We start from the raw sequence: 19,186 nt of genomic DNA, 5'->3' as shown, positions 1-19,186 counted from the left end.
GAGCCTACCGATGACCCAGGAAGCTCAGGCGCCGGTACGACCGAACGTCCGGCTCGTGCTCTTCGGCCTGATGATCGCCATGATGCTGGCGATGCTGGACAACATGATCGTCAGCACGGCCCTCCCGCGGATCGTGGGCGAGTTCGGCGGGTTGGACCACTTCACCTGGGTCGTGACCGCGTACGTCCTCGGCACGACCGTCTCCACCCCGATCTGGGGCAAGATCGGCGACCTCTACGGCCGTAAGCCGGTCTTCCTGACCGCCGTGGTGGTCTTCCTGATCGGTTCCGCGCTCTGCGGGATGGCGGGCTCGGCGCTGTTCGGCGGGGCCGACGGCGGGATGGTCGAACTGATCGCGTTCCGCGCCGTCCAGGGCCTCGGCGCCGGTGGCCTCATGGTCGGCGTGATGGCGATCATCGGCGACCTGGTCCCGCCCCGGGAGCGGGGGCGTTACCAGGGCATGATCGCCGGCATCATGGCGATCGCCATGGTGGCCGGCCCGCTCGTCGGCGGCTTCATCACCGACCACCTGTCGTGGCGGTGGGCGTTCTACGTCAACCTGCCGCTGGGTGGGGTCGCGCTGGTGCTGCTGATCGCCACCCTGCACCTGCCCCGCCACCGCACCGAGCACCGGATCGACTGGTGGGGCGCGGCGCTGCTCTCGGCGGGCATCACGGCGATCGTCCTGATCACCACCTGGGGCGGCAACGAGTACGACTGGGCCTCCCCGCAGATCCTCGGCCTGGCCGCGTTCGCCCTGGTCGCGCTCGCCGCCTTCGGCGTCGTCGAACGGCGGGCGGTGGAGCCGATCCTGCCGCTCGGGCTCTTCGCCAACCGCAACTTCGCGCTGATCTCGGTGGTCGGCTTCCTGCTCGGCTTCGCGATGTTCGGCGCGATGAACTTCCTGCCGCTCTACCAGCAGACCGTGCAGGGCGCCTCGGCCACCAACTCCGGCCTGCTCCTGCTCCCGCTGATGTTCGGGATGCTCGTGGTCTCGCTGGTGGTGGGCCGGGCGATCACGAGGACCGGCCGGTACCGGGCGTTCCCGATCGTCGGCGGTGTGGTGATGACCGCCGGCATGGCGCTGCTGGCCCGCCTCGACGTGCACACCAGCAAGGTCGAGTCCTCGCTCTACATGGTGGTGCTCGGCGTCGGCATGGGCTTCCTCATGCAGACCTCGATGCTCATCGCGCAGAACAGCGTGGAGCAGCGCGACCTGGGCGCGGCGAGCGGTGCGGCCACGTTCTTCCGCTCGATCGGCGGTTCGTTCGGCATCTCCCTGTTCGGCGCGATCTTCGCCAACCGGCTGGCCGACTCCCCGGCCGGCGGCTCCTTCGGCGGGGGCGGCGAGGCCGGCGCGGCGATGGACCTGGAGCGGCTCCGGGACCTGCCGGCGCAGGCCCGCGAGGTGGTCCTCGGTGGCCTCGCCGACGCGATCTCGCAGGTCTTCCTGTGGGCCGTGCTCTTCACCGTCGTGGTGCCGGTGCTCGCCTGGTTCATCAAGGAGATCCCGCTGCGCACCGCGAACACCCCGCCCGCGGCCCCGGCCGACGAGGCGGAGACCGCCCTCGCCAAGACCCCGACCCCCTGACCCGGCCGCCCCGCGTGGCGCAGCGCCCGCGCACCACCGCGCATCTGCACTGACAGTGCGGCCTCCCCGCGTCGGGACGCCGCACTTTCGGCGAAAGTGCGCGGGGTACGTGCGCGGGCCGCCGGTGTGGGAGGGCGCGGTCAGGGTCGGCGGAACAGCGTGGCCAGGTGGTGCCAGAGGCGGCGGAGCGCGCCGGGACCGCCGGAGCCCGGCGGACCGCCGGTCAGGGCGTGGGCCAGCGCCCGCGCTTCCGGGGACAGGTCGGGGGTGGCCAGTGCCAGGTGACCCAGGGACACGGCGATCGACACCGGTCGCGTCCGGGCCACCTCCACGGCGTCGGCCAGCCGCTCCGCCACGACCGCCGCGACGTCGGGGCGTACCGACGGGTCCACCCAGGCGAGGGTGACCAGGGCGAACAGCGCCGCCTCGGTGGTCCAGTCCTCGACGCCCCACACCAGGTCCAGCAGCACCTGGCGTCGGGTCGACCCCGCCCACGGCTCGTCGGTGCGGTGGTGCAGCAGCCCCAGGCAGGTCCAGACCTGCACGCTGCGGGCCCACAGCGCCGGGTCCTGACCGTCGAGTACCCGGCCCAGCGCGGTCGGCGGGGCGGCCGGCGGGTGGACGAGCAGGCCGAGCAGGTCCGCGAGATCGAGGGTGGCCAGTGCGACCGCGGCGTCGTACGCCGCCGGCGGATGCGGCCAGGCCGGGTGCACGAACTGCCGGAGGTGAGCGGCGGCCTCCGCCGACGGCGCCGGCAGGGCGGGGGTGACCGAGTCGCCGTCGTACCGCCACAGCCGTCGGCCGGTCGCCCGCCGCGGCTCGCGCGGATCCGGGCCGGGCCCGTCGATCGCCTCCACCCGCAGGCCGGGCGCGGCGGCGGTGAGCGTACGCAGGGCGCTCGGCGGCGTCGGCGACTCCAGCCGGACGGTGACGCCCAGTCCGCGGTGGTCGTCGGCGAGGACGGCGCGCAGCGCGTCGACCGCCGGCCCGACGGCGGGTGTGACCTGCCCGAGCCACGGGCGGCCGGCGCAGGCCTCGGCGAGGTCCGCGTGCTCGTGGGTGTCGTCCGGGTGCTCCCGCGTGAAGTCGGCCAGCGCCACGAGGTGCGCCGCGTCGCCGTCGCGCCGGAACCGCAACCGGTGCGCGGTGTGCACGGCGCAGTCGAAGGACGGGTCCCGGGCGAGAGCCCGGTCGATCCAGTCGAGCGCCTCGTCGAGCCGGCCGTGGTCGGCGAGGGTGCCGGCGATGTCGGCGTACACCGCCAGGTCGTCCGGGTCGTGCGCGACGGCCCGTTCGAGCGCGGACAGCGCCTCCCGGATCCGGCCGGCGCTGCGGTACGCGTACCCGAGCCACACCTCGCCGATCTTCGACGGCTCCGCGCGTACGCCCTGGCCGGCCCAGCGGATCGCGGCCGCGACCTCGCCGATCCGCCGGGCGAGCGCGGACGCCGCGCCGAGCAGCAGCGCGTGTTCCGGGTGGACGATGACCGCGTTGCGGGCGAGCACGAGGTACGGGGCCAGGGCGGGCCGGCCCGCCGGGGGCACCGGATCCGGCGTGGCCGCGCACACCTGCATGAGGATCCGGGCGGTGCGGTCCGGGTCGAGGCGCTCGGCCAGCTCGGGCGCGGTCACCCAGGGCACCTCCGCCCAGGGCGTCGCGGGTGCGTGGCCGGTGGCCGCGACGAGCAGGTCCAGACCCTCGGCGGGGCGGCCGGCGGCGGCGAGCAGGTGGGCGCGGGCGACCACGGTGCCGACGAACACGTTGTGGCGCAGGGGGAACAGGTCGAGTCCGCCCCCGCCGGTGGCGGCGAGGCGGGCGAGAACCTCGTGCACCTCGGGCAGGGTCGGCGCCTGCGCGAGCGCGCCCGCCACGTGCGTGGCGGCGTGCGCCAGGTCGCCGTCGGCCAGTGCCGACCGGGCCAGGGCCAGTTCCTCCGCCGCGGGCAGGTCCCGCTCGTGCTCGGACACGTCCGCTTCGCTCCAGTGGTGTGTGAGGTCGGGTCAGCGTAGGTGATGTTGAGGAACCTTAGTGATCATCTGCGCAATGCTGCTCGTTGCATTGCTTGGATCCGATCAAAGGTGCAAGACTGAGCAGGAAACGCGCGGCAATCGCGCATTTGGGAGGAGCTTCCATGACGCGTCCAGGGGCCGGCATGGCCGCCGACACCGACGAGCAGCCGGCGGGGTACGCGCGACTGCTCTCCACCGAGCACGCCGGTGCGATCGCCCGGGTCGCCGCCGTCATCGCCGACCGTCGCCCCCGGCACGTGGTGTTCACGGCCCGCGGCACCTCCGACCACGCCGCGCTCTACGGCGCGTACCTCGCCGAGATCCGCCTCGGCCTTCCCGCCGGGCTCGCCTCGCCCAGCGCCGTCACCGTGTACGGCGCCCGGCCGGACCTGTCCGACGCGCTCGTGGTGGGCGTGAGCCAGAGCGGCGGTTCCCCGGACCTCGCCGAGGTGCTGCGGACCGCCCGTGCCTCCGGGGCGCTCACGCTCGCGGTCACCAACGCGCCCGACTCGCCACTGGCCGGCGTCGCGGAGCTGAGCGTCGACATCGCCGCCGGTCACGAGCGGGCCGTGGCCGCCACCAAGACCTACACCGCCGAGCTGCTCGCCCTCCTGATGCTCGTCGAGGGGATCCGGGCCGGCGACGGGGCGCTCCCCGCCGACGAGCGGGCGGCCCTCGACGCGCTCCCCGGGCTGGCCGCCCGCACCCTCGCCGACGAGACCCCCGCCCAGCTCGCGCCCCGGTACCGCTTCGCCGCGCAACTGGTCACCACCGGCCGGGGGTACGCGTACCCGACCGCCCGGGAGGCGGCGCTGAAGCTGATGGAGACGTCCTACCTGCCGGCGCTCGCCTTCTCGGGTGCGGACCTGCTGCACGGCCCGCTCGCCATGACCGACCCGGACGTGCCGGTGCTCGCCGTGGTCGGCTCGGGCCCCGGTGGCCGGTCGATGGGGGAGGTGCTGCCGCGGCTCGGCGAGCGGCGTGCCGACGTGGTCGTGGTCGGCTCGGCCGACGTCCCGGGCGCGACCCGGATGGCCGTCCCCGAGGTCGACGAGCGGTACGCCCCGCTGCTGGACATCCTGCCGCTGCAACGCCTCGCGCTGGCCCTCGCGCTCGCCCGCGGCGAGGACCCGGACGCGCCCCGGGGGCTCAAGAAGGTCACCGCGACGATGTGAGTCCCGGCGTGGCACGCTGGTCAGCGTGTCCACGCTGCGCGACCTCGCCGAGGAGCACACCCAGCTCCGCCCGGCCGACATCGACCACCTGCACCGGATCGCGGGCGACTGGCAGTTGCTCTCCGACCTCTCCTTCGCCGACCTGCTGCTCTGGGTGCCGGTGGACGGGGACGGGACGTTCCTCTGCGTGGCGCAGGTCCGGCCGACCACCGCGCCGACGGCGTACCAGGACGACCAGGTGGGCCGGATCATCGGCGGGCCCGAGGTGGCCCACCTGGAGGTCGCCTACCGCCAGGGCCGGATCTGGCGGGAGGGCGATCCGGTCTGGTACGGGGACGTGCCCGCCCGGCACGAGGCGATCCCGGTGCGGCTGCGGACCGCCGAGGGGGAGCACGGCGAGGTGATCGCCGTGGTCGGGCGGGACACCAACCTGTCCACCGCCCGTACGCCCAGCCAGCTGGAGCTGAACTACCTGACCACCGCCGACGACCTCGCGCAGATGATCGCCGACGGGACCTTCCCGCCGCCCCGGCACCAGGGGGAGACCACGTCGGCGCCCCGGGTCGGCGACGGGCTGGTCCGGCTGGACGCGAGCGGCAAGGTCACGTACGCGAGCCCGAACGCGCAGTCGGCGTACCGCCGCCTGGGCCACGCCTCCCACCTGGTCGGCGAGGATCTCGCGGCGCTGCACCGTCGCCTCGCCGCCGACCCGCTGGAGGGCACCGACGCGGCCAACGGCGTCCTCGCGGCCCTGCGCGGCGAGGCGCCGCCGCGCCGCGAGATCGACGCGCGGGGGGCGACCATGCTGACCCGGGCGCTGCCGCTCATGCCCGCCGGGGTGCCGATCGGCGCGCTGGTGCTGGTCCGCGACGTCACCGAGGTCCGCCGCCGCGACCGTGCCCTGATGACGAAGGACGCCACCATCCGGGAGATCCACCACCGGGTGAAGAACAACCTCCAGACCGTCGCCGCGCTGCTGCGGCTCCAGGCCCGCCGGGTGGCCATGCCGGAGGCCCGGGTCGCGCTGGAGGAGTCGGTACGCCGGGTCGCCTCGATCGCGCTGGTGCACGAGACGCTCTCCCTGTCCAGCGACGAGGCGGTCGAGTTCGACGGCATCGTCGACCGGGTGGCGAGCGCGGCGACCGAGGTGGCGGCCACCGAGACGACGGTCCGGATGCGCCGCCAGGGCAGCTTCGGTGTGCTTCCCGCCGAGATCGCCACGTCGCTGGTGATGGTCCTCAACGAACTCCTGCTCAACGCCGTCGAGCACGGCTTCCCGGCGGACGAGGGGGCGGGTCCGGCCGGACCAGCCCGCACGGGCCCCGCCGGCGGCGGCGCGCCGGCCCCGACCGGGGCCGGGCCGGGCGAGCCGGCGGGGGCGGTCGTGCCCCCGGCGTCGGCCACGGCGGAACTGCCGACGCCCGAGGTGGTCGTCTCGGCGCACCGCTTCCGCAAGATGCTGCACGTGTCGGTGGCGGACAACGGGCGCGGCCTGCCCCCGGACTTCGACGCCGAGCGCGGCGGCAACCTGGGCCTCCAGATCGTCCGGGCGCTGGTCACCGGCGAGCTGCGCGGCACGATCGAGCTGCGGAACAGCGCCAGCGGCGGCACCGAGGCGATGCTCGTCGTCCCGCTGTCCCGCGGCGCCGGCGCCTGACCCGGCGGACGGTCCGCGAGCGGCCACAACCCGCCGGGCGTCAGCGGGTGAGGAGGGCGACCGTCAGGCCGGGGCGCTGCTCGACGCGCTCGACTGTCCAGCCGGCCCGCAGGGCGTCCCCCTTGGCGCCCGGCACGGCGGCGAGTGGGTCGGCGCGGCGGCCGGCCACCACCAGCCACACGCGCTCGACGCCGGCCAGGCACTCGGCCGGCCGCGGGCACTCGGCGGCCCACAGGTCGCCGCGGCGCGCCTGGTCCACGGTGAGTAGCACGTCCCGGGGGCCGCGGTCGCCGAGGTGGTACGCCAGGCCGAGGTCGAGGAAGAGCCAGCTCTCCCGGGGCGAGTAGACGACCGCGTCCCCCGGTCGCTGGTCGGCGGCGACGATCCGGGCGGCGCCCGCGTAGTCGACCGGCGTGGAGCGGGGCCACTCGTGGGTGCGCCGTAGCGCCGCCTGGTCGGGAAGGCCGAGCGCCCCGGCCAGCGCCACCACGGCCAGCGCGGGCGACACCGGCACGGTGGCCAGGGCCGCGCCGGCCAGCAGGCACCCGAACGGCACCACGAAGACCAGGTAGCGGGGAACCCAGAGGGGTACGAGCACCCCGGCGGCGAAGACCAGCAGCACCGGCAGGAGCACGGCGGACCCGGGCACCAGCGCGCGCCGTCCCAGCCGGGCCGCACCGAGCGCGGCGAGCCCGGCCAGCAGGCCCCCGACCACCCCGCTCTGCGCCACGCCGCCGGCCAGTCCGGCCAGGTCCTCCGGCCGGGCGGCGTCGACCCAGTCGAGCTGGCGGGCGCGCTGCCCCCGGGCGACGAGCGCCAGCGGGCCCACCAGCACCGCCGACGGCACGAGAGCGACCAGCCAGGCGCCGACCGTCCGCCAGGCGGCCTGCCTGCCCTCGTGGTCGGGTGCCGGCTCCGCGCCGGCTCGCGTCGCGCCGCCGCCCGCCCCTGCCGTCTCCGCCGGTGCGCCGGCCACGGCTGCCGGTGCCTCACGGATCCGCCGGCTCTGCCGGCGGGCGGCGGCGAGCACCACGACCGCGTGCGCCGCGAGCAGCGTCAGGGCGACCAGGTGGGTCAGGCCGAGCGTGGCCACGGCGGCGGCGTACCCGGCCCAGCGGTACGCCGGCCGGGTGCCGGGCGGAGCGTCGAGGGCGGCGAGGAGCAGGAGCGTCGCCAGGACGGCCAGGAGGGTCGCCAGCGCGTACGGGCGGGCCTCCTGCCCGTACCGGGAGGTGCCGGGGAGCACGGCGAGGAGCAGGCCGGCGAGCAGCCCGACCCGCGGGCCGTGCAGCCGCCCGCCGAGTACCGCGGTCAGGGCGGCGGCGCCGGTCATCGCGAGCGCCGCCGGCAGGCGCAGCGCGGTCGCCGAGTCGCCCGCGACGGCCACCCACGCGTGCATGACCAGGTAGTACGGCCCGGTCGCGGCGTCGATGGTGCCGGCGAGCCGGAGCAGGTCGCCGACCGAGCGGGTCGCGCCGCTCCACGTGGCCAGCTCGTCCCGCCACAGCTGCGCGCGGTCGAGCCCGGTGAGCGTGACCGCGAGCGTGAGCAGGGCCGGCGGGACCCACACCGGCACTCGCCTCAGTACGGACATTCCGCCCACGCCGCCGAGCCTCGCACAGCGGACCGGCGCCCCGGGGCCGGAGCGGTGCAGGCCGCGAGATCGTGCTCGATCCGGGAAGTTGTGGCCTCGCCCCCGCCGGCGGTGCCGTCTTCCGCGTTCGTGCGGTCTTCGGCCCGTGATGTGGGATCCCGCACGCACGCATTGGCCGGCCCTGTGGCGCTGTGGCAGCATGACGTCATGACCGCCGCTGTCGTCCGCCGCTTCGTGGCCCGCCGCCACGTCGATTACGGCCGCGTGCGCAGCGCGATCTGTCCGGCCCACTGACGACGCCCGACCCATCTGTCTCGGGCGCTGCGCGCCGGCTGTTCCGACACCGTTGTCTCCAGCCCGTAACCGGGCAGGCCGCCGCGCCCGGCGCATCCACGAGCCACACCAGACAACGGAGGACGCCGCGATGGCGGTCAGCAGCATCCCGGCCCGGCCCGAGGACCCGGCCCGTCCCGTCCGGGCTCCCCGCCGTCCGCGTGGGGAGGGCCAGTGGGCGCTCGGCCACCGTGAGCCGCTCAACCCCAACGAGCGGATCAAGAAGGACGACGACCCGCTGAACGTCCGGGCCCGGATCGAGAACATCTACGCCCACCGGGGCTTCGCCTCGATCGACCCCCAGGACCTGCGCGGCCGGTTCCGCTGGTGGGGCCTCTACACGCAGCGCAAGGCCGGCATCGACGGCGGGCGCACCGCCGTCCTGGAGCCGCACGAGCTGGAGGACGAGTTCTTCATGCTCCGGGTGCGGGTCGACGGCGGCCAGCTCAGCCTGGCCCAGCTCCGGGTGATCGCCGACATCTCCCGCGAGTTCGCCCGGGACACCGCCGACATCACCGACCGGCAGAACATCCAGTACCACTGGATCCGCGTCGAGGACATGCCGGAGATCTGGCGCCGGCTGGAGTCGGTGGGCCTCCAGACCACCGAGGCGTGCGGCGACTGCCCCCGCATCGTGCTGGGTAGCCCGGTCGCCGGGGTGGCCCGGGACGAGGTGGTCGATCCGACGCCCGCGATCGACGAGATCGTCCGCCGGTACGTCGGCGACAAGCAGTTCTCCAACCTGCCCCGCAAGTTCAAGTCCTCGATCTCCTGGCTGGTCGACACCCCGTACGAGGCGAACGACATCGCGTTCCTCGGTGTCGAGCACCCCGAGCACGGCCCCGGCTTCGACCTCTGGGTCGGCGGCGGCCTCTCCACCAACCCGATGCTCGCCAAGCGGCTGGGCGTGTGGGTGCCCCTGCACGAGGTGCCGGACGTGTGGGCGGGCGTGGTCGGCATCTTCCGCGACTACGGCTACCGCCGGCTGCGCAACCGGGCCCGGTTGAAGTTCCTGGTCGCCGACTGGGGCGTGGAGAAGTTCCGCGAGGTGCTGGAGAAGGAGTACCTGGGCCGGGCCCTGCTGGACGGGCCCCCGGCGGACCTGCCGACCAAGCCGATCGACCACATCGGCGTGCACCCGCAGCGCGACGGGCGCCACTACGTCGGGGCCGCCCCCGTCGTCGGCCGCGTCTCCGGCAGCCAGCTCGCCCGGCTCGCCGACGTGGTCGAGGCGCACGGCAGCGACCGGGTGCGGCTCACGCCGTACCAGAAGCTGCTGGTCCTGGACGTGCCGCCGGAGCGGACGGAGTCCCTGGTCGAGGCGCTGCGCGGGATCGGCCTGGAGGCACGGCCGTCGGCCTGGCGGCGCGGCACCATGGCCTGCACCGGCATCGAGTACTGCAAGCTCGCCATCGTCGAGACCAAGGCGCGTGGTGAGGAGCTGGTGGCCCGGCTGGAGCAGCGGCTGCGCGACTTCGACGCCGACATCTCCATCCACATCAACGGCTGCCCGAACGCCTGCGCCCGCACCCAGGTCGCCGACATCGGTCTCAAGGGCCAGCTGGTGGTCGGCCCGGACCGCCGCCAGGTGGAGGGCTTCCAGGTGCACCTCGGCGGTGGTCTCGGCATGGCGGAGGGACAGACCGCCGGCTTCGGCCGCAAGCTGCGCGGTCTGAAGACCACCGCGGAGGAGCTTCCGGAGTACGTGGAACGGCTGGCCCGCCGCTACCTGGCCGGCCGGAACGAGGGCGAGACGTTCGCCAACTGGGTGATCAGGGTCGACGAGGAGGAACTCAGATGAGCGAGTCCAGGTCCGTGCCGCTGTACTGCCCGTACTGCGGGGAGGAGGACCTGCGGCCGAGCGAGGCCGGCCACGGCGCCTGGGAGTGCCACGCCTGCGCCCGGGTCTTCACCGTCAGGTTCACCGGCCTGCTCTCGAAGGCGGTGACCCGATGAGTCTCGTCTCCGCCGTGAACCTCGGCCTCGTCGGCACCGCCGGGCCACACCCGGCCGACACGTCCCGGCGCGACCCGGACGAGCTGCGCGCGCTGGCCGAGAAGGCCGGCCGGGACCTGGAGGGCGCTCCGGCCCTGGAGATCGCGCGCTGGGCTGCCGAGACCTTCGGCGACCGGTTCTGCGTCACGAGCTCGATGGCCGACGCCGTGCTGGCGCACCTGGTGTCCAGGGTCGCGCCGGGGGTGGACGTCGTCTTCCTGGACACCGGGCTGCACTTCCCGGAGACGCTCAAGGTCCGCGACGAGGTGGCCCGCACCCTGCCGGTCACCGTCCGGTCGATCCGGCCCCGGCTCACCGTCGGCCAGCAGGACGGCGAGTACGGTCCCCGGCTGTTCAACCGGTCTCCGGACGACTGCTGCCAGCTGCGCAAGGTGGAGCCGCTGGAGCGGGCGCTCGCCGGTTACGACGCGTGGGCGGCCGGGCTGCGCCGGGACGAGTCGCCGACCCGGGCGAACACGCCGGTGGTGACCTTCGACGCCCGCCGGGGCAAGGTGAAGGTCAACCCGATCGCGGCGTGGTCGCAGGCCGACGTCGACGCGTACATCTCCCGCTGGAACGTGCCGGTCAACGAGTTGTTCAACCGCGGTTACGGCTCGATCGGCTGCTGGCCCTGCACCCGCCGTACGAAGGCGGGGGAGGATCCGCGCGCCGGCCGCTGGGCGATGTTCGAGAAGACCGAGTGCGGCCTGCACGTCTGACCGACGCGACGGTCCCGGGCGGCCCGGCCGTCGGGGCCTGCGGTCCGGCGGTCGCGGACGCCGGGGAGTGCGCGGACCCGGTGGTCCTGGTCGCTCACGGCAGCCGGGACCCGCGGGCCGCCGAGGCGACCCGCGCGCTGGCCCGGGCGGTGTCGGCCGCCCGGCCCGGCCTGCGGGTGCTGCCGAGCTGGCTCGACCACACCCGCCCGGGGCCGACCGAGGTGCTGCGCGAGCTGGGTGCGGCCGGGCATTCCCGGGCGGTCCTGGTGCCGTTGCTGCTCACCGCCGCGTACCACCGGCGGGTGGACATCCCGGCGGCGGTGGCCGCGGCCCGCGAGACGGTGCCCGGCCTGGCGGTACGGGTCACCGACGTGCTCGGCCCGGCCGCCGCGGACGTCGACCACGCCCTGCTGGCCGGGCTGCGGCGGCGTCTCGCCGAGGCCGAGCCCGGCGGGTACGACGCCCTGGTGCTCGCGGCGGCGGGAACCAGGGATCCGGCCGCGCGCGCCTCGGTGGGACGGGTCGCGGCGGCCCTCGGTACGGCGCTGAGCGCCCCGACGCGCGTCTCGTACGCCTCCGCCGCGCCGCCGGGCGCCGGTGCCGCCGTGGCGCGGCTCCGGGCCCGTGGCGCGCGGCGCGTGGCGGTCGCGGCGTACTTCCTCGCGCCCGGGCTGTTCCACGACGCGGCGACCGCGTCGGCGCGGGACGCCGGCGCCGTGGCCGTGGCCGCCCCGCTCACCGATGCCCCGGAACTCGCCGACCTGGTCCTCCGTCGGGTGGACGCGGTGGGGGAGAGGGCCCCTGCTTGACGCCCGGGGCCCTGGACGGCAACGGCGGCGCCGCCGGACAGCAGAACGCCCCGGCGGCGGAGCCGACCGGGGCGTTCTGCTTCGGTTCGTGATCAGGCGGAGTGAGCGCGCAGCACCCGGAGGCCGCCGCGACGCTTGACAGCGCGCCGCTCCTCCTCGCTCATCCCGCCCCAGACGCCAGCGTCCTGACCCGACTCCAGCGCCCACTGCAGGCACTGGTCGGTCACGGAGCAGCGCCGGCAGACGGCCTTGGCCTGCTCGACCTGCAGGAGAGCCGGACCGGACGTCCCGATCGGGAAGAACAGCTCCGGGTCCTCGTCGCGGCAGACAGCATGGTGACGCCAGTCCATGGCGGCAACACTCCTCATTCTGGATGGGTGGCAGATGGTGCAGTGGTGCTTTTCCTTTATGCATCCGCAGTGCCGGCCGTGACGGTTCGCGTACGGCTATTCGGCATTGCGTGAGCAGGCTGTTGGCCCCGGGGACCTGCTGGAGCAGCTCAACCTGCCGAGCATATCCAGGCAATGTCCCGGTAACTCAAGTTCGCTTGTGAATACTTTCACGAACGCTCACGATGTCAAGGGTGACGCTCGGAAAAACTCCGTGCGGTGAGCAAGCCCACAACCCATTTGTCCAGATTTGCCGGTGATCCGGTTACCCGGAGTACCACAGTCGAGGATCAATATAGTACGGTGCGCGTGACATTGCTGACATTTCCGGCGCTCGCCCCTCGGTGTGGCGCCCGCCGCCCGGGTGCGGCGAGCTTGCGTGAACCTAGGGGAGTACCCGAGACCTAGCAGATTACTCTCAGTGCCGCGGGTACGGAGGTAAATCTGACTTTCTCCCGCTCGCCCAGGTACTCGCCGTCGAGTTGGAACGCCTGGGGGCGGCGCGCCACCAGCGTGAACTCGGCCACGTCGTGCAGCCGGAGCACCTGCTTGCCGTGCGGGTCGGCCTGCCGCGAAAGGAACTGGCTCACCGTGCGTGTCGTGCTGGCCACCCGGAGTTGACGCAGTGCGAACACGTCGAGCCCCAGGTCGAAGGACGCCTCCGGATTCGGGTTCACCTCACGGTCGCCCAGGTACGTCCACGGTGCCGTGTTCTGGATGATGACGGTGGCCAACTGCTCCTCGGCGACCTCGCCCGGCCGTTCCAGGCAGATGGCGGGATGGCGGCGGTCCGAGCCGAGGAAGTACTGGGCGACGGTCGACCGGAAGTAGAGCGCCGGAGTGGAGACCCGCCCCCGCCGGCGGGCCTGCTCGACGCGGTGGATGACGGCCGCGTCGACCCCGAAGCCCGCGCAGAAGGTGAAGTAGCGGTCGTCCGCCCGGCCGAGGCCGATCGTGCGGTGCCGGCCCAGGCGAAGCCCTTCGAGGATCATGCTGGTGCCCTCGGGCCACTCCCGGGGCAGGCCGAGGGCGCGGGCGAAGACGTTCGTGGAGCCGCCCGGCACGGTGGCCAGCGCGGGCAACCGGTCGGCCGGGGCCGCGCCGCCCGACACGGTCGGCGGCTGCGCCGTCATCAGGCCGTTGACCACCTCGTTGACGGTGCCGTCGCCGCCGAGGGTGACCACCAGGTCGACGCCCTCCTCGGCCGCCTCGCGGGCCAGGGCCATGGCGTGGCCCCGGCGTCGCGTGTACCGCACGGAGAGGTCGACTTCGCTGCGCAGCGCCCGGACCAGCACGTCCCGGCTGCGTTCGCTGGTGGTGGTGGCCTTCGGGTTGACCACCAGGACGGCCCGCATGGGCGGCACTGTACCCCGCCGTACCACGGGTATCGTGACGCGCGTGACCCTCGCCTCCGCCCCGATTCCCGGCCCGCTCCGCTGGGCCGTCCTGCTGTTGCGCGGCGAGGCGGTCGCCGTGGGGCTGGTCGCCGTCTGGCTGTTGTGGGCCGATCTCACGGCGCCCACCGTCGACCTGGCGTCGGCCCTGCTGGTGACGGCGTTCGCGGCCGGCGCCGCGGCCGCGCTCTGGGCGCTGGGCGGGGCGCTGGCCCGGCGGCGGGCCGGCGCACGGGCGCCCGCGATCGTGCTTCAGCTCATGCTGTTGCCGATCGGCTGGTTCATGCTCCAGGGTGGGCTGGGCTGGCTCGGTGTGCCACTGATGGCGCTGGGTCTCGGCGTGACCGCCCTGCTGGTGAGCACCCCGACCACCCGGGCGCTCGGCTTCGAGTGACGGGCGGGCCCGTCACCAGCTGGACGCGCGGCGGGTCAGCAGCGAGATCGTGGCCCGACCGTCGGCGGCGGTCGCGGAGGCCGAGGTGGTCAGCGCGGTCAGCACCTTCCAGGCGAAGGACGACTCGGCCGGCAGCTTCGCTCCACGGACGGTCGGCACGGTGACCTCGACGGTGAGCGCGTCGTCGGTGACAGAGAACCGGCAGTCCAGCTCGGCGTCCCCGGTGGCGATCGCGAGCAGCATCGCGCAGGCCTCGTCGACCGCGATGCGCAGATCCTCGATCTCGTCGAGGGCGAACTGGAGCCGCGCCGCGAGCCCGGCGGTGGCGGTGCGGAGCACCCCCAGGTAGCCGCCGTCGGCGGGCACCGTGAGGTGCACCACGTCGTCGTCGGTCGTCGGCCGGCCGGTCGTTGGAGTCACGCGTCATCCCCCCGGTCGGGGACTCTACCCGCTCGGCCCACCGGGTGCGGTGGGGGCGACCGGCGTGCCGGCGGCGGGCCTCCAAGGCGCCGTCGGCCGGCGGGTACGGGATTCACCGCGGCCGGCGTCGGCGCAGAAAAGCGGACGGCCGGCACGTCCCGAGGACGTGCCGGCCGGAGTGTCGGTGCCGGAGCGCCGAGCGTCACGCCTGCTTGGTCTCCCAGAAGATCTTGGCGATCTCGTCGATCTTCTGGAGCAGCTGGTCGGCCTTGGCCGGGTCGGTCGCACCCTTGGCGCCCGCCGCGCCGGCCAGCTTGGTGGTCTCGTTGAAGAGCTGGTGCAGGTGCGGGTACTTCTCGAAGTGGGCCGGCTTGAAGTAGTCGGTCCAGAGCACCCAGAGGTGGTGCTTGACCAGCTCGGCGCGCTGCTCCTTGATGATGATGGCGCGGGTGCGGAACTCCGGGTCGGTGTTGGCCTGGTACTTCTCGCAGATCATTTTCACCGACTCGGCCTCGATCCGGGCCTGTGCCGGGTCGTAGACGCCGCACGGCAGGTCGCAGTGGGCGCTGGCGGTCACTCGGGGCGTAAGGATGCGCGGAAGTCGCATCAGGATCCTCCTGGGAAGTTTGCGATGATCCAGGACGACATTACTCCTGGACCTGGTACCCGGTGGAGGTGAATCCGATGCCCGCGCAGCCGCCAGGGGCCGGGTTCCGGCCGCGGATGCCGCTGTCGGCCGTACTCGTGACGGGTCCGTCGATGGTGCCCACGCTGCGGCACGGTGACGCCGTCCTGGTGCGGCGCGGCGACCGGCGAGTCCGCCCCGGGGACGTCGTGGTCGCGGTCTTCCGCAGCCGCCCCGACCTGCTGGTCGTCAAGCGCGCGGTCCGTACCGAGGCGGGCGGCTGGTGGCTGGCCGGCGACAACCCTCTGGTCACCGACGACTCCCGGGCGTACGGGGTGGCGGACGTGCGGGGACGGGTGGTGGCGCGCTACTGGCCGCGCCCCCGCCTATTCAGCCGCCGTCGAGTATGACCCTACTCACATCCCATGGGCGCACTCGACACTATGCTCGGCAGGTGTCCGGGTGACCCCCCGCACCTCGCGCCGCCGCTCGTCGCCTCACCTCGCGCCCCGACCGGTCGGTCCGTCTGCATCGACAGATCCTGGAGTCACCAATGTCATCGTCCACCGTGGACCCCGCTGATCCCGTCTTCCGGCTGCACCGAGGCGGCAAGATGGCCGTCGCCTCGACCGTCCCGCTGACCAGCCGGGAGGACCTCTCCCTCGCGTACACGCCGGGCGTGGCCCGGGTGTGCGAGGCGATCGCCGCCGACGCGCGCCTCGCCGACGACTACACCTGGACCGGCCACACCGTCGCGGTCGTCACCGACGGCTCCGCCGTACTCGGTCTGGGCAACATCGGCCCGCGCGCCGCGCTGCCGGTGATGGAGGGGAAGGCCGTGCTGTTCAAGCAGTTCGGCGGGGTGGACGCGGTACCGGTCTGCCTGGACACGCAGGACGTCGACGAGATCGTGGCGGTGGTGCGCGCCCTCGCGCCGTCCTTCGGCGGGATCAACCTGGAGGACATCAGCGCCCCGCGCTGCTTCGAGATCGAGCGGCGCCTGGACGAGGCGCTGGACATCCCGGTCTTCCACGACGACCAGCACGGCACCGCCATCGTCGTGCTCGCCGCGCTGCGCAACGCCGCCACGCTGCTCAACCGCAAGCTCGGTGACCTGCGGGTGGGAGTCAGCGGCGCGGGCGCCGCCGGCGTGGCCGTGACGAAGATGCTCATCGCCGGCGGGGTGAACCCGGAGCAGGTGGTGGTCTGCGACTCCCGGGGGATCATCGGGCGGCACCGCGAGGGGCTCACCGGCACGAAGACCGAGCTGGCGGAGCTGACCAACGCCGACGGCCGGCAGGGCGACATCACCGAGGCGCTGCGCGGGGCGGACGTGCTCATCGGTGTCTCCGGCGGGGAGATCCCGGAGGCGGCGGTCGCCGGCATGGCGCCCGGCGGGATCGTCTTCGCCCTGGCCAACCCCACCCCGGAGGTGCACCCGGAGGTGGCCGCGCGGCACGTCGCGGTGGTCGCCACCGGCCGCAGCGACTACCCCAACCAGATCAACAACGTGCTCGCCTTCCCCGGCGTCTTCCGGGGCGCGCTGGACGCCCGGGCCACCCGGATCACGGACGGCATGAAGGTCGCCGCCGCCGACGCGATCGCGGGGGTGGTCGCCGAGTCGCTGACGGCCGAGGCGATCGTCCCGTCACCGCTCGACCCGCGGGTCGCGCCCGCGGTCGCCGAGGCGGTGGCCGAGGCCGCCCGCCGCGACGGGGTGACCCGCTAGGACGAGAAGCAAGGGCCCCTTCCTATCGTGTTTCGCACAGGAAGGGGCCCTTCTTGTCACCCGCTCAGCTTGTTACCGTGCGGATCATGCGTGCCGCCTTCGCCTCCCGCTTCGACGACGCCAACCCGCTCGCCGCGCTCACCGTCGGGGAGCGGCCCGAGCCGGAGCACCCGGACGACGACTGGGTGACCATCCAGGTCACCGCCAGCTCGCTCAACCACCACGACCTGTGGTCCCTGCGGGGCGTGGGGCTGCGCGAGGAGCAGCTGCCGATGATCCTCGGCTGTGACGCTGCCGGCGTCGACCCGGACGGCAACGAGGTGGTGGTCTACCCGGTGATCCCCACCCCGGGCGACCCGCGCGGGATCTCCATCCTCTCCGAGCACTTCCCGGGCACGCTGGCCGAGCGGGTGGCCGTACCCCGGTTGAACCTGCTGCCGCTGCCGGCCGGGCTGGCGGCGGCGGACGCGGCCTGCCTGCCCACGGCCTGGCTGACCGCGTGGCGGATGCTCACCACCAAGGGCCGGGTGGACGAGGCCGACGCCGTGCTGGTGCAGGGCGCCGGCGGGGGCGTGGCCACCGCGGCCGTCGCGCTCGCCGCGGCGATGGGCAAGCGGGTGTACGCGACCAGCCGCGACGCCGCCAAGCGGGAGCGCATCGCGGCGCTCGGTGCGACCGCCGTCGAGCCGGGAGCCCGGCTGCCGGAGCGGGTCGACGTGGTGATCGAGACGGTCGGCGCGGCCACCTTCGACCACTCGCTGAAGTCCGCCGCGGTGGATGCCCGCATCGTCGTCTCCGGCGCCACGGCGGGGCACGAGCCGAAGGTGAACCTGCGGCGTGTGTTCGCCATGCAGTTGGAGATCCTGGGCACCTCGATGGGCACCCCGGACGAGCTGACCGCCCTGCTGGCCTTCTGCGCCGAGCACGGCGTACGCCCGGTCGTGGACAGCGTCGTGCCGTTCTCGAAGGTCGAGGAGGCGTTCGCCCGCCTGCACTCCGGCGACGTCTTCGGCAAGGTCGTCGTCGACCACACCGCCTGACGCCCTCGCCGCAAGATCCGCGCACTTTCAGGGAAAGAGCGGCCTCCCGGCCATGTGGCCATGCTGAGGCCGCTCCTTCCCTGACCCTGGTTCGGATCTTGATCGCTGGCGCCGTCGCGCTACAGGCGGTTGTCCAGCGTCGCGATGTCGCCGCGGGCGGCGTCGGCCGGGATACGGCGCTTCGCGGCCTCGTCGCCGTAGAGCGTCCAGCGCAGGAACTCCACCGTGGTGTCGGAGACCACCCGCAGCGAGGCACCGTCGCTGAGCAGGGCGCGGCCGTGGTCCCCCTTGGGGAGGCTGAGCAGCGCCTTCGGCCAGGGCACCTTGTCGTACACCGCCTTGCCGGCGGCGTACTCGACCACCTCGTCGGCCTCGCCGTGCACGAACAGCTGCGGTGCGGCCGCGCCGGCGAACGCGGTGCCCACGCCCAGGGCGGTGCCCGCGAAGACCACCCCGGCGTCGAGCCGTTCGTCCCGGCCGGCGGTGAACAGCCCGATCGTGGTCACCCCGCCCGCCGAGTGCCCGGCCGCCGCCACCCGCTCGGTGGCGAGCCGGCCGCGCAGCGGGTCGCCGGCCGTGGCGTCCAGGCGGAGGACGGCGTCGAGGGCGTACGACACGTCGGCGGGCTGGTTGAGCACGTCGAGCACGTTGCCGTCGCCGCCCCGGGCGGTGTGCGGGAACGTCGGGGCGGCCACCACGAACCCGGCCGCCGCCCAGCGGGTCAGCAGCGGCGCGTAGTCCGCGGGCCGCCCGCCCAGGCCGTGGCTGAACATGACCACCGGGAACTTCCCGTCGGCCGCGTCCGCGGACTGCCGTGCGGCGCCGCCGGCCGTCCCGGCGGCCGGGTACCAGACGGTCACCGGCAGCTTCCGGCTCCCGTCGCGGGTCAGGCCGAGCTGGCGTACGCCGACCGCGAAGCTGCGCTCCGGGGCACTGCCGGCCAGCGCCGGTGCGCCGGTGGTCGCCGGTGGCGTCGGGGTGGCCAGGGTCGGGGGTGCCGCCGGGGCGGCCGGCCGTTCCGAGGAGCACCCGGCGAGGCCGGCCGCGACCAGGGCGCCGGCGAGCAGGGCGGGGGTGAGCAGGGCGGGGGTGAGGCGACGCGACATGGATTCGATTGTGCCTCGCCCGGCGGGCCCACCCGCCGGAGATGGACGGGCTGTGCCGGTGCCACCCGCAGCGGGTGATCAGATGATGCGCGGGCAGGCGACACGCCGGCCCGAGGCCCACCGAGCCTCATCCGAACCGCGGTGTGTCCGGTCGGGCACGGCGGACTGCCGGCGGGATCGGGCCGCGGTCGTGAGGCGGGATGGCGT

18 protein-coding genes are annotated in these 19,186 nt (G+C 74.3%); 11 read left to right on the top strand and 7 right to left on the bottom strand.

Annotated features, from left to right (window positions below; genetic code table 11):
- The first annotated feature begins 10 nt into the window (after positions 1 to 10).
- A complete protein-coding gene (locus HCJ94_RS09795; RefSeq protein ID WP_168000657.1) occupies positions 11 to 1,591 on the top strand; it encodes an MDR family MFS transporter in 1,581 nt (526 codons plus the stop codon).
- 140 nt (positions 1,592 to 1,731) lie between these two features.
- On the opposite strand, the gene HCJ94_RS09790 is transcribed toward HCJ94_RS09795, so the two are convergent.
- Positions 1,732 to 3,558 (bottom strand): tetratricopeptide repeat protein, encoded by a 1,827-nt coding sequence (locus tag HCJ94_RS09790; RefSeq protein WP_168000656.1) that lies wholly within the window; start codon positions 3,556 to 3,558, stop codon positions 1,732 to 1,734.
- A 185-nt stretch (positions 3,559 to 3,743) separates the two neighbouring features.
- Here HCJ94_RS09790 and HCJ94_RS09785 point away from each other — a divergent pair, with 185 nt between their 5' ends.
- Together HCJ94_RS09785 and HCJ94_RS09780 are read left to right on the top strand one after the other, a co-directional pair.
- The gene (locus HCJ94_RS09785; protein ID WP_168000729.1) at positions 3,744 to 4,775 is read left to right on the top strand and encodes an SIS domain-containing protein; all 1,032 of its coding nucleotides are present in this window, start codon (positions 3,744 to 3,746) and stop codon (positions 4,773 to 4,775) included.
- 25 nt (positions 4,776 to 4,800) lie between these two features.
- The gene (locus tag HCJ94_RS09780) at positions 4,801 to 6,432 is read left to right on the top strand and encodes a PAS domain-containing sensor histidine kinase (RefSeq protein ID WP_168000655.1); all 1,632 of its coding nucleotides are present in this window, start codon (positions 4,801 to 4,803) and stop codon (positions 6,430 to 6,432) included.
- Positions 6,433 to 6,472: 40 nt separating this feature from the next.
- Here the strand turns inward: HCJ94_RS09780 and HCJ94_RS09775 are convergent, their stop codons facing one another.
- On the bottom strand, positions 6,473 to 8,026 hold the full coding sequence (locus tag HCJ94_RS09775) for a glycosyltransferase family 39 protein (RefSeq protein WP_168000654.1): 1,554 nt from the start codon (positions 8,024 to 8,026) through the stop codon (positions 6,473 to 6,475).
- A 424-nt stretch (positions 8,027 to 8,450) separates the two neighbouring features.
- Here HCJ94_RS09775 and HCJ94_RS09770 point away from each other — a divergent pair, with 424 nt between their 5' ends.
- The 4 genes from HCJ94_RS09770 (at position 8,451) to HCJ94_RS09755 (ending at position 11,882) form a co-directional block, all read left to right on the top strand.
- Positions 8,451 to 10,160, top strand: coding sequence for a nitrite/sulfite reductase (locus tag HCJ94_RS09770; RefSeq protein WP_168000653.1), 1,710 nt, complete (start codon positions 8,451 to 8,453; stop codon positions 10,158 to 10,160).
- Entirely contained in the window at positions 10,157 to 10,315 is a 159-nt protein-coding gene (locus HCJ94_RS09765; RefSeq protein WP_168000652.1) for an IS1 family transposase, read from the top strand. Before HCJ94_RS09770 ends, HCJ94_RS09765 begins: the two co-directional genes overlap by 4 nt.
- Positions 10,312 to 11,073, top strand: coding sequence for a phosphoadenylyl-sulfate reductase (locus tag HCJ94_RS09760; RefSeq protein WP_168000651.1), 762 nt, complete (start codon positions 10,312 to 10,314; stop codon positions 11,071 to 11,073). The genes HCJ94_RS09765 and HCJ94_RS09760 overlap by 4 nt, the downstream gene beginning before the upstream one ends.
- Before the next feature lie 80 nt (positions 11,074 to 11,153).
- Positions 11,154 to 11,882, top strand: a complete 729-nt coding sequence (locus tag HCJ94_RS09755; RefSeq protein ID WP_309227213.1) for a sirohydrochlorin chelatase — start codon at positions 11,154 to 11,156, stop codon at positions 11,880 to 11,882.
- Positions 11,883 to 11,974: 92 nt separating this feature from the next.
- Here HCJ94_RS09755 and HCJ94_RS09750 read toward each other — a convergent pair whose 3' ends face one another.
- On the bottom strand, positions 11,975 to 12,232 hold the full coding sequence (locus tag HCJ94_RS09750) for a WhiB family transcriptional regulator (protein WP_007072794.1): 258 nt from the start codon (positions 12,230 to 12,232) through the stop codon (positions 11,975 to 11,977).
- Positions 12,233 to 12,675: 443 nt separating this feature from the next.
- Positions 12,676 to 13,626, bottom strand: coding sequence for a diacylglycerol/lipid kinase family protein (locus HCJ94_RS09745; RefSeq protein WP_168000649.1), 951 nt, complete (start codon positions 13,624 to 13,626; stop codon positions 12,676 to 12,678).
- A gap of 43 nt (positions 13,627 to 13,669) precedes the next feature.
- Here HCJ94_RS09745 and HCJ94_RS09740 point away from each other — a divergent pair, with 43 nt between their 5' ends.
- Entirely contained in the window at positions 13,670 to 14,059 is a 390-nt protein-coding gene (locus HCJ94_RS09740; protein ID WP_168000648.1) for a hypothetical protein, read from the top strand.
- Between the two features lie 12 nt (positions 14,060 to 14,071).
- Here HCJ94_RS09740 and HCJ94_RS09735 read toward each other — a convergent pair whose 3' ends face one another.
- Together HCJ94_RS09735 and sodN are read right to left on the bottom strand one after the other, a co-directional pair.
- Complete coding sequence (locus HCJ94_RS09735) at positions 14,072 to 14,479, bottom strand: ATP-binding protein (protein WP_168000647.1); 408 nt, start codon at positions 14,477 to 14,479, stop codon at positions 14,072 to 14,074.
- Between the two features lie 202 nt (positions 14,480 to 14,681).
- A complete protein-coding gene (sodN, locus tag HCJ94_RS09730) occupies positions 14,682 to 15,086 on the bottom strand; it encodes a superoxide dismutase, Ni (RefSeq protein WP_168000646.1) in 405 nt (134 codons plus the stop codon).
- Between the two features lie 62 nt (positions 15,087 to 15,148).
- On the opposite strand from sodN, the gene HCJ94_RS09725 reads away from it, so the two are divergent.
- From HCJ94_RS09725 to HCJ94_RS09715, 3 genes are all read left to right on the top strand, one after another.
- Positions 15,149 to 15,514, top strand: a complete 366-nt coding sequence (locus HCJ94_RS09725; protein WP_168000645.1) for a S24 family peptidase — start codon at positions 15,149 to 15,151, stop codon at positions 15,512 to 15,514.
- 143 nt (positions 15,515 to 15,657) lie between these two features.
- Positions 15,658 to 16,833 (top strand): NAD(P)-dependent malic enzyme, encoded by a 1,176-nt coding sequence (locus HCJ94_RS09720; protein WP_168000644.1) that lies wholly within the window; start codon positions 15,658 to 15,660, stop codon positions 16,831 to 16,833.
- A 77-nt stretch (positions 16,834 to 16,910) separates the two neighbouring features.
- Positions 16,911 to 17,873, top strand: a complete 963-nt coding sequence (locus HCJ94_RS09715) for a zinc-binding dehydrogenase (RefSeq protein WP_168000643.1) — start codon at positions 16,911 to 16,913, stop codon at positions 17,871 to 17,873.
- A 119-nt stretch (positions 17,874 to 17,992) separates the two neighbouring features.
- Here HCJ94_RS09715 and HCJ94_RS09710 read toward each other — a convergent pair whose 3' ends face one another.
- Positions 17,993 to 18,979 (bottom strand): alpha/beta hydrolase family protein, encoded by a 987-nt coding sequence (locus HCJ94_RS09710; RefSeq protein WP_168000642.1) that lies wholly within the window; start codon positions 18,977 to 18,979, stop codon positions 17,993 to 17,995.
- Positions 18,980 to 19,186: the final 207 nt, after the last annotated feature.

Source organism: Micromonospora thermarum, assembly GCF_012034245.1.
GTDB lineage: Bacteria > Actinomycetota > Actinomycetes > Mycobacteriales > Micromonosporaceae > Micromonospora > Micromonospora thermarum.
This window is presented reverse-complemented; position numbering and strand designations above follow the sequence as displayed.